Genomic DNA, 13,557 nt, shown 5'->3' with positions numbered 1-13,557 from the left:
TCCTTTATCACGATGTACTTTTAACCGACGGCTGAATCAGAGCCGCATAAAAATCATTAACGAAGTCATCCTGATGACGCCGGATTAATGTCTTCAGCGATTCCCGGTAATTATCGTCCCTGCTCGATGTCATATGCTGCAAGGTCACCCGGCTCATTTCGTCGATATTATGACTCCCGAAGAGGAAGGTGGCGTTGAGATAATCCTTAATTCCATCAATCCGGGAAGCAATTATTTTTTTATTCAGTAATGCCGCTTCGATCAACACCAGCGGTACGCCTTCAAACTTGGAGGGGATCACAATCAGATCCGCCTGAGACATAATCGCCAGCATATCGTCACGATTTCCCAGCAGCTCGACGTGGTTGTGCAACTGATTCGCCTTAATAAAGTTACGAATACGCGCTTTATCTTCCCCATCCCCCACCAGAAAGCACTTCACGCTGGGCCTCTGGGCGATCACCGTCTTCAATGCGGTAAGATAGTCGATTTGCCCTTTCTGCTTGTCCAGCAGTCGGCCGGGGATCACCAAGGTAAACGTGCCCGGCGGCACGTCCGTAAGCGGCGTGACGGCGCTGGCGACATCCGCCTGTGGCTTGCGATCGATATAATTCGCCACCACGTCCACTGGCGTGCCGCGACCGCTTTTTTGCTGCAGTGACGCTTTGACGGAGTCGCTAATCGTGATGTAGCGCGCAGGCAGCCGATAGAGAATGGCGCAGAGCGCATCCTTAAAGATGTTGGTCGCGCTCTTGCCGTACAGTTCGACGTAGCCGTGCGCCATCGGAATATAGGAGGTGACAGGGACCGAGATCAGACGGGCCGCCATACTGCCCAGATTGCCGATTTCGATACGCCCCTGGGAAACCACAACCGACGTGGCGTGATATTTCTGCAAAATATGCTTTATTTTCAGTATGTCCCCCCACAGAAACCAGGTCACCAGCGAGGCAAACTTCACCGTTTTGATCGGCAAAGTGATGATGTGGTCAAAATGGCCGTGCTCCCGGCAGTACGCCAGGGCCATGGGGTTATGCTCATTCAAAATCAGCATGCAGGGGAATTTGTCCGACACGCCGCAGGCGGCGGCGAGGAACATTTTCTCGTGGCCGCTGAAGATGTCGGTATCGCAATAAAAAACTTTCATAATATTCACCGTAAAATAACCTGTCTGACGAGTCTGGGATGCCGTCATCCCAGGCTCTTGCCTGCCACCGCGAACGGTTATTTTTGCAGCAGGCCTTTCAAGTAGTATTTGGTGGCGCCTAAAAAGACGCGCGTATCCTTCAGCGTCAGCAGTTCGGCAAAGCTCAGCTTCTCTTCTGCCGCCAGTTTGTATTGGAAGTAGAGCGTCTTGATCGCCTTCTCATTCAACAGCGCCGCATGCTTGTTGATGAAAAATTCATAGCCTTTTTTGAGCTTTTTCGATTTGGTGATGCGATTGAAGCCGTGGTCGAGATACTGAATATAGGTGGCCCCGCCAATGCGATATCCGTCACCGAACCTCGCCGCCAGACGCAGCCAGGTGTCGTAGTCCTGCCACGCCGGCGACGCGTTGTCGAACCCGCCAATCTCACGCATATTCTCGGTGGTGGTGAAGACCTGATTGCCGATCACATTGGACTGGCAGAGGTCATCCAGCGTAATCACGCCCGCTTTATCGAACTCGATGAAGTCGCCTTTATCTCCCCGGAACACGATACCGGATGAAATATAGGGATAACGGTTCTTTTCGAAGAAGGTCACGAAGGTGTCGACTCTGTCTGGCGTAAATTCGTCGTCGTCATCCAACCCGGTAATGTACTCGCCCTGTGCATAGTTGATGGCCGTGTTCCGGCAGCCGCAGGCACCCTTGGTATTTTCGTTTTTGTAGAACCTGACGGCGGTATCGCCGCCCACCAACGATTTGACGACCGCTTCGGTATCATCGGTTGAACCGTCGTCGACGACGATCACTTCAATATTTTTGTAGGTCTGATTTTTGACCGACTCAACCGCGCGCTTGACTAAAGAAGAGCGATTATAGGTTGGTATATAAACAGAAACCAAAGGACTCATACTCGATCCACCTCGATGAATTCATTAAATATAAAGAACCGGATACGGTCTTTATGCCAAGACATCAGCGTAATTATTTCCCTGTAGCGCGGCGTTATATCAGCGCCTTTTTCTTTCTCCGAACTACCCCGGTTAGCGTCGTGCGCAATGTTTTATCTATCAGCAATATGGCGACGGTATAACTCGCCATCCCGCAGAGAATGGAAATGGCCAGTACCCATTCCGTGGTCAGAGAGTGGCTCAGCGCCGTTTTGACCCAATACACCCCCCCTACCATCAAAGCGCCGGAGACCAGGATGGGCAGGATGCGTTTGAAAAAAGCCACGACGGAGAAGCCAATCAGCGACCTCACGCACACGATGACCGGGATGAAGTTGAGAATGTTGGCGATGAAATAAAGCTGGGAGAAGGTGACGATGTCATACCGCGACCCGATCATGAACGCGGACACCTGCAGAAGGGCGCCGAGCACCCCCAGTATCATCAGCGTGTCCGTCCGCCCTTTCGACATAAACAAGGTGCCGGACGTGCTGAGAATGGACTGGATAATCGCCGTCGGCGCCAGCCAGACCAGAATCGTAGCGGTCATCGCCCATTTGTCGCCGAAGACGATGAGCACGAACTCTTTGCTTAATATCGCAATCCCCATCATCAGAGGGACCACCAGCAGCAGGATGTAGTAGAGGACGTTGTAATAGACTTCGCGTATTTTCTCCGGCTCGTCCTGATAGCGGCTCAATACCGGGAACAGCGCGCGGGACGCGACGAACGTCAGGCTTTGCAGCGGAAACAGCATGATGCGATAGGCCAGCGAGTAGGCGCCCAATATCAGCGAGGAGAAGTAGTGGCCGATGATCATGCTGTCCGCGTTGCGGGAAAAGTAGTTGATGAAGTTGAACGCCGTAAGATTGGCGCTGAAACCGAAGATGCTTTTCAGCTCGGCCTTATCCCAGATATGAGCGAATGAGGGCCGCCAGGAAGACGCCAGCCAGAGCTGAATCGTCGACATCAAATTCAGCACGATGACCTGGGCGACCAGACTCATGACGCCATACCCCATCACCGCCAGCGTGACGGCAACGACGAACGAAAACAGCGACGAGGTGATTTCGATGAAGGCCACTTTCTTGAACTGCGACTGGCGCTCCAGCAGGGCCAGATGAGCGGCGGAACTGCTTCCCAGCGGGAAACTCAGCGACAGCAGGCACAGGATTAGCACCAACTTGTCCTGATTGAAGAAGCTCGACACCACCGGCGAAATCAGCACCACCACCAGGCATACGCCGAGTCCCATAAAGATGTTCAGCCAGAACACCGCATTAATGGTTTTGTCCTGCAACTCTTTGCGCTGAATGATGGCGGCTGACGTCCCCAAATCGCGGACCAGCGTCGCCAGATTGACGACGACCAGCGCCATCGCCATCAGGCCGTACTCCTGCGGCGGGATCATCCGGGCTAATACCACGATGTTCAGTAGCTGGACGATGATCTTGAACCCTTGCGAAAACCCCACCCACTTTGTGTTAGAAATGAGTCCCATAGCGATTTTTTCTTTATTAATTATGAATAACAGCACAGAGCCTGACTTCTGACTCTATCTCCCTTCAACCGGACAAGGTTGAGCCATGTTCACGGCATTAACTGCTGGATTAACGCCAGACGTCTGGCAATCACAACGCTGTCGGACAAAGCGATGTCGTCTCCGTCGGACAGGCGTAGCCGGACGGCAACGAGCGAACTCCGCTGTCCGGCGCTGGCTTTGCTTAATTCGTAACAGAGACAGTTGACGATACGGCCACTACCGCATCCGTTCGGTCTGATTAATAGGCTGATTTATTAACGAAGCCTTTGAAGATGGTCAGGAAGATGATTTTGATATCCAGCCACAGCGTCCAGTTTTGGATATAGCTGAGATCGAACTCCACCCGTTTTTCCATCTTGTCGAGGGTTTCTGTCTCTCCACGCCAGCCGTTGATCTGAGCCCAGCCGGTAATGCCGGGTTTCATCTTGTGGCGCAGCATGTAGCCTTTGATCAATTTCCGGTATTGCTCGTTGTGCGCAACGGCATGGGGGCGAGGACCGACGATGGACATATCGCCCAGGATGACATTGAAGAACTGGGGCAATTCATCCAGCGAGGTCCGGCGTAAGAAAGCACCGACGGGCGTAATGCGCGCATCCCCTTTCGTGGCTTGAATAACTTTGTCGCCGTTCTCCATGACGCTCATGCTGCGGAATTTCCAGATCTCAATCGGTTTGCCGTCGATGCCGTAACGTTTCTGGCGGAATATCACCGGTCCGGGCGAAGTCACCTTGACGGTGATTGAAATCAGGAGCATCAGCGGTGAAATCAGCAATAGGATTATCGAGGCGATAATAATGTCTTCGATTCGCTTGATAAGAACGTTAAGACCACTCATCGGCGTATCGTAGAGGGAGATAACGGGGATTCCATTTATCATTTCACTGCGTGACTGCAACATGCTGAACATAAGGATGTCCGGGATCAGCAAGACGGTGCAGGTGGTGTCCGAAAGTTCCTGCAAAATGGTATCGATAAGTTCGGAGTCTTTCATCGGCAAGGCGATATAGACCTTGTCGATCTCGCCCCGCTTGGCGCTCTTGATCAGTTCCTCGACGCCGCCGAGCTTTCTGACGTTGGCGGCTTCATAGGATTCCGCCACCGCATCTTTTTCCGGCAGGTAGTAGCCGATCATGTTCAATCCCAGCCACGGCGCGTTGAGAATGCTTTCGATCATATGCAGACCCGCCATCGAGTCGCCGATGATTGCGACCCGTCGCGTGTTATAACCCAGCTGACGCAGGTATCTGACCGCGACTCGAATTAATAAACGCGACAGGATAAAGGACACCAGCGAAATACTGAGCCACAACGCATGATAGTAAAAGCCGATGAATTGGGTGGGGAAAATAGACAGTATTCCGGCGCTGAAAATAACGCTCAGTACCCAGTTGCGCATCAATAATTTGATTTCGCGCCGGAAACTGACTCCCCGCCATGAACGATAGAAATCAGTAATTCCTCCGAATAATTGAAAGATAGACAGGCTAATAAAGGCAAGCAACCAATACTGAAGATCAATCTCACCGTTTACGAAAAAAGAGACAAGAAATGTACTCAGCAATATAGTTACTATATCGGTAAAACGCTGCAACATGGATATCATGGAGGCGTTTGTATAGACGATGTTACCTGGTTCTTTTAACATCATTTTTCTCATATAGATTTAGTTTGATGAGTCAGTCTCAATAAATAATCTTTTTGCTCTCGTCAAAAAGCTCCCATTTATTTTTTACATAATTATTAAATTCAAGCTGGAACCTGTTCACAGAAAACCGCAGCGCATTTTCCCGGCAATCCTCTGCCCGTATTTTCCCGTCCAGGCATTCAAAGTCGTTCACAGCCTGGCGCAGCGACTCCGCCGTTTGCTGTTCGAAAAAGAGACCCGTCGGTTTATCCACGCCCAACGGACGAACGGTTTCTAATACACCGCCTTTTCCGAAAGCAATCACCGGTGTACCGCAAGCCTGTGCCTCGACGGGGGAAATACCAAAATCTTCTTCCGCCGCGAAAACAAACGCCTTCGCGCGCTGCATAGAGTCAATCAAGGCGGCATCGCTTTGATAACCGAGCAGTTCGATATTCGGTTTAGCCAGGGCTTTGATTTTTTCCATATCGGAACCGTCGCCAATCACCAGCAGTTTTTTATCTGGCATTTTGGCGAAGGCGTCGACGATCAGGTCAACCTTTTTATAAGGAACCAAACGGGACGCCGTTAAATAGAACTCCTCTTTCTTATCTGAAAACTCAAAGCTTGAAATATCGACCGGGGGATAAATCACATCAGCTTCACGGCGATAGATTTTATTGATTCTTCGGGCGATAAAGTGAGAGTTCGCCACAAAGTGGTCTACGCCGTTGGCAGTACGGTAATCCCAAAGCCGCAGCTTGTGCAATAGGACTTTGGCGATAAAACCTTTCACCCCTTTATTTAGTCCGGTTTCTTTAAGATATTGATGCTGTAAATCCCAGGCGTAGCGCATAGGTGAATGCACATAACTAATATGTAATTGATCTGGCCCGGTAATAACCCCTTTCGCTACCGCGTGACTGCTGGATAAAACGACGTCATAACTCGACACGTCTAATTGCTCAATCGCCAATGGCATAAGAGGCAGATATTTCTGATAGATTTTCTTAGCTTTAGGAAATTTTTGAATAAAGGTAGTTGTTGCGTGTTTATTGGCAATTAACTCACGGCTTTTTTCATCAAAAAAATCGATGACGGAGTAAAGTTCCGCTTTTGGATAAACCGCCAGCATTTCTTTGAGAACTTTCTCTGCACCTGCATAGGTCACCAGCCAGTCCGTCACGATCCCTACTTTGTAGTTATCTGACATATTCATCTCCCTAAAAATAAAAAATCAATCAGCGTTTATTTAAAACGCCATCAATAATATGACTCAGTTGCTCTGCGGATTTATTCCAGGAGAATCTTTGAATATTTTCATATCCATTTTGAATAAGAGAACTCCTCAAGTCAGGATCAGACAGGACCGAAGCGATTTTTTCACTCATATCATGAATATCGAGTGGTGAAAAAAACGTCGCGCTGTCGCCTAATACTTCCGGCATAGAGGCTGCCTGAGAGGAAACCACCGGACACCCGCACGCCTGAGCTTCCAGTGGGGGAATACCGAAACCTTCATACAACGAAGGAAAAATGAACGCGATGGCGTTGCGATACAGCTCCAGCAGGTCGTCATCACTGACGCGGCCAACAAATTGAATACGGCTTTCGTCAAAATTTTGCAGATAACTCTGTTTTTTAAAGCTTCCGGAACCGCCGCCAACTACCTTCAACGTAATGTCTTTATTGTCCAGTTGGCTGAAGGCTTCGATCAGACTATGGAAGTTCTTGTGATAATTCGGGGAGGATACCGCCAGCAAATAGGCATCGCGACCGACATCCGCGCTGACTTTATCATTCCCGCTAAATTTACCGCTCACCGCATTGTAAACCACGGCGATTTTATGAGGATCGACGTGATAATATTTCCCCAATTCCAGCTTAGAAAATTCACTGACGGTAATCAGCTTATGGGAATTTTTAATCATTAACGGGACCAGGGTGTTATACAGCAGCCTGAATTTTTTAGAATAGCTCTGCGGATAGCGTTTATACGTGACATCATGATGCGTCACAATTTTGTTCTTATAAAAAACGGGGGCAGTGCTGCACAAATTGATTAATAAAGGCGAACCGTTCCGCTTGAGATAGTTGGGGAGATCGTATTGCTCCCAAATATGGCCGCTGTTTTTACCGATAATTTTGACGTTGAGCTGTTTAGCGACATCCTGTCTTAATATATTGCGCGGTGACAGGAACACCACGTCATCTCTCATTGTATTCAGAGACAGGCTCAGTTCTTCTGCAAAGCGCTGCACCCCGGTAATATCTTGAGTTAGAAACCTGGCATTGACGAAAATCACATAATCACCCTGATTGTCTGGTTAAAAGTCTCGGTATCATCCCTAACGATATTGTTTGTTCGTGATGATGTAGTAATACGTGAGGATAATGAAACTATCGACGGTAAAGAGCGTGACGGTCTGGGTGAAGCAGATCAGGATCCCCATGTCATAGCTATCCAGTTTCAGCAACACGGAAGCCAGAAATATCGTCACCAGTCCAAACACGCCCATTTCCACCAAAATACCTGATAGACCAATATTAGGTTTTAATCCTTTAGGCTCAAAGAAACCAATGATCGGCTGGCTGCTGTTGAAACACTGATATTCCCTGTCACAACCAAACAGCAGGTTCGGCAGCTTCATATCCGTCAATAAATAGGACGGGGAAAACCGGTGAGCGAAAGATTCATGACCGTAAAAGTAGTCCGGCGATCCCACATTCAGGTAGTGAGCCAGGCAGACTGACAAAAAAATAAACGTAATGATGGTGATGTTTACAGGTATTTTTCGAATGTAGTGCCGCAGCAAATAGAGAAACAGGAAAATAAACAGTACCAGAGACACTTTGGACAGGCTGAACATGAAGGCCAGAATAAAAACCAGTATCTCTTTCTTCGTCAATTTTTTATCTCTTGCCCTGATGATAAAAGTAATCAGCAGCAGCGATACAAAAAAGCCGGCCTCTCTGGATAACCCCGACATACGCGGAAGGAAGAACACGACATATTGGTTAGTGTAGGTCTCCGTCGCGTATGCCCCCCAAATAAGCGTCGATATCGCGCTGGGACCAAGCATGGCGGAATATTCCTGACCAAACTGGAAAGCGATAAATTGCAGCACGCACCACAGCGCGGAAAAAACCAGACAGACGAAGATCTTGTTGACGATCGGCTTGCCCACTTTGATCAGATAAATCACGCCGAGGCTGATAGCGGCGCCCTTGACCGCGATATCAATCCGTCCAATCAGCAGACAGAAGCTTAGAAAGAGCAGAATGAACAGCGTCGGTTTTAACGTGACCTTTTTAAGTCGCGCAAGAAATTGAAAATCCAAAAACACCAATGGCAGCCACAAATACACGGTCATGTCACTGATATAGGGGTTCAACGGCGTAGCGACAAACGAGGCGGCGATCAGCCAACGCAATGCCGATGTCAGAGTACCTTCCCTATATTTCACTACCGGGGCGTGACTTTCGGTTGCTATAGACATTAGCGAATACGCTCTAAATAAAATGAACTGCAGATAGGGTGATGACAGGCGTCGGACGGCGATGGCGATATCGTGGATATGGAGCCTGGAAGCCCCGTGCATTCGACGCTTCCAGGCCATACGACGTTGGATACACGCTCATCGCTGAATGTTCGGTCGTTAATTATCCGACTTGTATTCATACGCATAGTAGTTGTAGCTACCATCTCCGTAGTAGCTGGCCGCGCGTTTCACGACGGCATTCAAGATAACGCCCTTGATGTCGGCACCGTTCTGCTCGAAACGGCGGATGCTGACTTCGATCTCCTTCGGCGTATTTACCAGGAAGCGAGCCACCAGCAGCGACGTGCCCACCTGACGGCTGATGATCGCCGCGTCGGTCACGGCCAGAATCGGCGGCGTATCCAGTAGAACGATGTCGAAGTTTTCACTCGCCCACCCCAGGAAACGGGAGAAATTGTTGTGCATTAACAGTTCCGACGGGTTCGGCGGGATCTGCCCACGCGGAATAAAACTCAGATTTTCCTGGGCTGTCTGACGCACCGTCGTTTCCGCGGCAAGCTGTCCGGACAGAATATCCGATAGCCCTTTGTCGCCGCTCGTCCCCATCAACTGGTGGGCATAGCCTTTGCGCATGTCGCAGTCCACCACCAGAACGCGCTGGCCCGACTGGGCAACGACAGCCCCCAGGTTGGCGCTGATAAAAGACTTGCCGATACCCGGACTGGCGCCGGAAATCATCAGTACATTGTTTTTCGCTTCCATCATGGCGAAGTGCAGGCTGGTGCGCAGACTCCGGATCGCTTCGATAGCCAGATCGGTCGGATTCCCCATCGCCAGCAGCGAAGGAACCATAGGGCTGCCCCGTTTATGTCTGACGGCCGTTTCACGATCTTTCTTCTGCTGCCATTCGGACAGCGGCACGCTGGCATAGACATTGACGCCCAGCTCTTCCAACTGCTCGGGGTTTTCGATCCCTTTATGCAATACGGTTTTGAGCACGACGAAAGCAACGGACACCATGCTGCCAAGGATGATTGACAGCAACACCATCAACGCTTTCTTCGGTTTCACCGGGCTCATTTTCACCATCGCCGAGTCGATGATTCGCACGTTGCCGACGGTGCTGGCCTTGTTAATACTCAGTTCCTGCTGTTTATTCATCAACTGGACATAGACTTCCTGACCGACATTGACGTCACGCGTTAACCGCAGAATTTCCTGCTGGGTCTTGGGCATGCCGTTGACGCGTTTGTTCAGTTTGTCCCGCTCATCTTCCAGCGTTTTGCGTTTTTCCATCAGAGCGCGGTAGGCCGGATGCTCCTTGGTATAGAGCTTGGAAATTTCCGCCTCTTTAAAGGTAAGCTCGTTCAACTGAGACTCAACGCCCACCATCGTATCCAACACGGACTTCGCTTCCAGCGTGAGATCCACGGAGTCATTCTGTTGGCGGAAGAGATTCAGCTTATTTTCCGCCTCATCCAACGAGGTCCGTACAATAGGCAGCTGACCTTTGAGAAATTCCAGACTTTTCGCCGCTTCCGCTGATTTCCGTTCAACGTTCTGCTGCAGATAATTATCGGCGATGCTGTTCAGAATCTTTTGCGTCTGCTCGGGATCAACGCCTTCCAGCGTCAGTGACAATACGCCGGTATCTTTGCCCTTATCCGCCACCGCCAGCGCATTAAGCGTTTTATTAATCGCCGTCAGCTCATCCAGTTTACGCACGTTGAATTCCGTTCCTGCCGGCGCTTCAATATCACTCACCAGAATAGAAACCCTATCGCGACTTTCCAGTTGCCCGACTTTCCCCGTAATATCAACGCGGCCGTCGCTGTCGGTCAGGCGATAGCGCCCGCTATCCAACACTTCCAGCGTCAGCACTTTGTTCATGACCATGCCGGGGACCTGCAGGCGGGAAATGGCGATATTTCCAGACTTCTGATTCAGAATGCGCGCGAAACCTTTACCGATGCCTGGGAAGTATTTTTGCTCCACCTCCGTGTCCAACGATAAATCTTGAACGGTTTTCCCAATCACCATCCGGGATTTGATTAATTCAATCTCAGCGGCAGATTGCGGCTTGGCGTCCGGCAACATGCTGGAAACATCTTTTAAGAGGCTGTCTCCCGCATCTTGTTCAACTTGTATTAACGCATCGGCGCGATAAATCGGCGTCGCCATTAATACATAGAGAATGCCGAGCACAGTAAAAATGGTGGTGACGCTGATTATAAGCCAGCGGTTATCCAGCATTGTTCCCAGTAAACGGCCCAAATCGACATCGTCTGATCTATCAATTTCAGATGTTTTCACGGCAATTTTCTCTGACATCTTAATCCCTGCAGGTTAACGGCTCAGTGCCTGCACCCATTGATGGGCAGACTGTTCTAATTGGGTGAATACCATTTCAAACGCTTCACGACTTCTACGGTAGGGGTCGTCTATTTCCTGCTGGTTCAGCCAGTAGCCGAATAGCATGGTTTTTCCTCTCACTTCCGGCGCATGGCGGCCAACGGCATCAATATGCCCCTTCTCCATCACCAGAATCAGATCAAACTGGCGGCACAGTGTGCCAGTAAGCTGGCGAGCGCGATGCCCCTCCAGCGACAAGCCATGCTGGGCCGCGACTTCCGCTGCCATTCTGTCCGCGGGGTTGCCGACCAGCGCGCCCAGTCCGGCCGAAGCCACCGTCTTGCCCGGCAGCGCCTGTCTTAATAACCGCTCCCCCGTCGGAGAGCGGCATATGTTGCCGACACAAACCACCAGAATGGAATCAAACATCGCTTACGAACTCCTAGGGCCAGTTGCGAATACGCAATGAGCCTTCGCTGAGGTCGTTGAACCCGCCAATCGTCGGCACCAGCTGTGTGATCAGACGGTTCCAGCGGGCCACCGGCGCCGTCGTCACATACACCACGTCATAAGGCTGCAATTTGAACTCGGAGCCCATGACCAGCGAGGTCGCATCCGCGGTGTTCAACTGGTAGATATTCGCCAGTTTCGGCCCCTGGGTGCCATGCAACGGACGGATAACGAACACTCCGGTCGCATCTGCAAAGGACTGATTCATCCCTTCCGCATTGCCCAACGCTTCGGTCAGCGTCATGCCGCTGCGGTCCATTTTCAACGTGGTCTGTTTGTTGACTTCCCCCATCACGAAGATTTTCAAATCGTCATCGCGTGGGATAAACAGAATGTCGCCCGGATACAACAACCGGTTTTGAGACAAATCGCCGTTCTGCATCAAAGCCTGCAGCGAAATCCGCTCGTCTTTGCCGTTATGGGTCAGAATCAGGTTCCGCCAGTCGGCGTTGGTGGTCAGGCCGCCCGCGTTGTTGATGGCGTCAAGGATGGTCAACGGCACGTTGGTGATGGCCTGCTGACCGGACTTGGCTACTTCGCCCGTGACGTAGGCTTTTTGCGAACGGAACGCCGCAATGCTGACTTCCACCTGCGGCGATTCAATATACTGCGCCAGTCGACGCATGACCTCGCCGCGCACCTCGCTCACCGTTTTACCCGCGACCTTCACCTTGCCGATATATGGGTAAAAGATGGTGCCGTCAGAGTGAACCCAGTTGCCGGTATCGCTGGCGCTGCGGTAGGTCCCCGCCGGCGTCGTCAGTTCAGGATGATCCCAGACCGTCACCATCAGTACATCGCCCACGCCTATGCGATATTCATAACGTTGCAGCTCTTGCTCCAGGTGCGGGTTAGCCTGCGCAATGACAGGTTTCGTCCGAAGACGATCGATTAATGAAGGGGTAATCGGGTATACATTTACCAGCTTGCTGATATTGAAATCGTCATCCGGCTGTTCCACCACTTCTTTATCGGAGATCGAGAGATGCGAACCCGGAATAACCGTACACCCTCCCAGTAATATCGTTGAAACAAGCAGCGAAACTAATTTCATTTTTAGGTTTATCATCCTGTTATGCCATCGCTTTTCAATAATGAGAGTTAAGGGCGTACCAGTTATAAGAAAAAACTGTCATATTTGTGAAATAAGAAAGTTCCATCAGCGTTAAGGCTTGGAAATATCAGATTACGGCATGTTTCTGTCCAATACATCGCTTCCCTTATTCTTATCATCAAATTGTGTTTCCACTCCGTTCATTAGCCTTATTGAGGCTGTGTCTGTTAATGAGCCTTGATTAAGATATGAACATTCACGGTCCGCAAAAAACATTAGAAAAACTTAATGATAACCCTTAAAAAGTGATTAAATTACCGATAACATTCTGTTATCAATCATCTTCAGGTACGCTACCGCCCTTGGCTTGCAGCAACCAATCCGCTAAAGACACTTCATTCTTTAAGGTAAACATAATTTCTGTGTGCTATCTTGAAAATCAATAGGAAAAACACCCGAAAATAAAATTCAGATCATGAATAAATAAACCTTATTTCACGCTCCAAAAGCATAGGGAAAAATAATTCCTGATGACAAGGTGAATATCGACGACAAGGCCATTTTCAGATAATGGCTATAACGTGCCTCTTTATTTTTGGCAACGGCCCCTCATTCGATACAAAAACAAGATATTAAGTCCATATTTAAGCTTGGAAGAGACGGGCTTATTAGCCATAACTAAATAAATCCTTAAATAACATTTATTACCGGAAGATAGCACCTATAGTTTTTCTTTCCCCTAGGTTTATTCCTATAACAACGCTCCGCACGCGGGAGAAATTAGCCCTCAGGGGCGCTATGTCTGGTGGGATGCGGTATGTCCTGATAACCTATCCGGTTATTAAATACATGATGTTAATAGAGGTAACTT

General features: G+C 49.8%; 10 protein-coding genes. All 10 read right to left on the bottom strand.

Annotation, left to right across the window (positions count from 1 at the left end):
* Positions 1-7 precede the first annotated feature (7 nt).
* Positions 8-1,147 (bottom strand): glycosyltransferase, encoded by a 1,140-nt coding sequence (locus I6N93_RS05790; protein WP_167459573.1) that lies wholly within the window; start codon positions 1,145-1,147, stop codon positions 8-10.
* A gap of 77 nt (positions 1,148-1,224) precedes the next feature.
* Positions 1,225-2,058 carry a glycosyltransferase gene (locus tag I6N93_RS05785; RefSeq protein WP_085685504.1) on the bottom strand — a complete coding sequence of 278 codons (834 nt, stop codon included), beginning with the start codon at positions 2,056-2,058 and terminating at the stop codon, positions 1,225-1,227.
* 94 nt (positions 2,059-2,152) lie between these two features.
* A complete protein-coding gene (locus I6N93_RS05780; protein WP_085685649.1) occupies positions 2,153-3,598 on the bottom strand; it encodes an MOP flippase family protein in 1,446 nt (481 codons plus the stop codon).
* A 280-nt stretch (positions 3,599-3,878) separates the two neighbouring features.
* Positions 3,879-5,288: an undecaprenyl-phosphate glucose phosphotransferase gene (gene wcaJ / locus I6N93_RS05775; RefSeq protein WP_099017406.1), complete on the bottom strand. Its 1,410-nt coding sequence runs from the start codon at positions 5,286-5,288 to the stop codon at positions 3,879-3,881.
* A gap of 37 nt (positions 5,289-5,325) precedes the next feature.
* Positions 5,326-6,480 (bottom strand): glycosyltransferase family 4 protein, encoded by a 1,155-nt coding sequence (locus I6N93_RS05770; protein WP_085685509.1) that lies wholly within the window; start codon positions 6,478-6,480, stop codon positions 5,326-5,328.
* A gap of 28 nt (positions 6,481-6,508) precedes the next feature.
* The gene (locus I6N93_RS05765; protein WP_085685512.1) at positions 6,509-7,573 is read right to left on the bottom strand and encodes a glycosyltransferase family 4 protein; all 1,065 of its coding nucleotides are present in this window, start codon (positions 7,571-7,573) and stop codon (positions 6,509-6,511) included.
* Between the two features lie 42 nt (positions 7,574-7,615).
* Positions 7,616-8,767 (bottom strand): hypothetical protein, encoded by a 1,152-nt coding sequence (locus tag I6N93_RS05760; protein WP_085685650.1) that lies wholly within the window; start codon positions 8,765-8,767, stop codon positions 7,616-7,618.
* Positions 8,768-8,926: 159 nt separating this feature from the next.
* Entirely contained in the window at positions 8,927-11,101 is a 2,175-nt protein-coding gene (gene wzc, locus I6N93_RS05755) for a tyrosine-protein kinase Wzc (RefSeq protein WP_085685514.1), read from the bottom strand.
* A 15-nt stretch (positions 11,102-11,116) separates the two neighbouring features.
* Entirely contained in the window at positions 11,117-11,551 is a 435-nt protein-coding gene (locus tag I6N93_RS05750) for an arsenate reductase/protein-tyrosine-phosphatase family protein (RefSeq protein ID WP_085685517.1), read from the bottom strand.
* Positions 11,552-11,564: 13 nt separating this feature from the next.
* Positions 11,565-12,701, bottom strand: coding sequence for a polysaccharide export protein (locus I6N93_RS05745; RefSeq protein WP_085685520.1), 1,137 nt, complete (start codon positions 12,699-12,701; stop codon positions 11,565-11,567).
* Positions 12,702-13,557: the final 856 nt, after the last annotated feature.

Source organism: Lonsdalea populi, assembly GCF_015999465.1.
GTDB lineage: Bacteria > Pseudomonadota > Gammaproteobacteria > Enterobacterales > Enterobacteriaceae > Lonsdalea > Lonsdalea populi.
The sequence above is the reverse complement of the archived record's forward strand: the minus strand, read 5'-3'. Positions and strand labels throughout refer to the sequence as shown.

Coding starts and splice junctions, on each gene's coding strand:
- wcaJ (WP_099017406.1), bottom strand. CDS start 5,288: ATGTTAAAAGAACCAGGTAACATCGTCTATACAAACGCCTCCATGATA.
- I6N93_RS05745 (WP_085685520.1), bottom strand. CDS start 12,701: ATGATAAACCTAAAAATGAAATTAGTTTCGCTGCTTGTTTCAACGATA.
- wzc (WP_085685514.1), bottom strand. CDS start 11,101: ATGTCAGAGAAAATTGCCGTGAAAACATCTGAAATTGATAGATCAGAC.
- I6N93_RS05760 (WP_085685650.1), bottom strand. CDS start 8,767: ATGTCTATAGCAACCGAAAGTCACGCCCCGGTAGTGAAATATAGGGAA.
- I6N93_RS05750 (WP_085685517.1), bottom strand. CDS start 11,551: ATGTTTGATTCCATTCTGGTGGTTTGTGTCGGCAACATATGCCGCTCT.
- I6N93_RS05785 (WP_085685504.1), bottom strand. CDS start 2,058: ATGAGTCCTTTGGTTTCTGTTTATATACCAACCTATAATCGCTCTTCT.
- I6N93_RS05790 (WP_167459573.1), bottom strand. CDS start 1,147: ATGAAAGTTTTTTATTGCGATACCGACATCTTCAGCGGCCACGAGAAA.
- I6N93_RS05770 (WP_085685509.1), bottom strand. CDS start 6,480: ATGTCAGATAACTACAAAGTAGGGATCGTGACGGACTGGCTGGTGACC.
- I6N93_RS05780 (WP_085685649.1), bottom strand. CDS start 3,598: ATGGGACTCATTTCTAACACAAAGTGGGTGGGGTTTTCGCAAGGGTTC.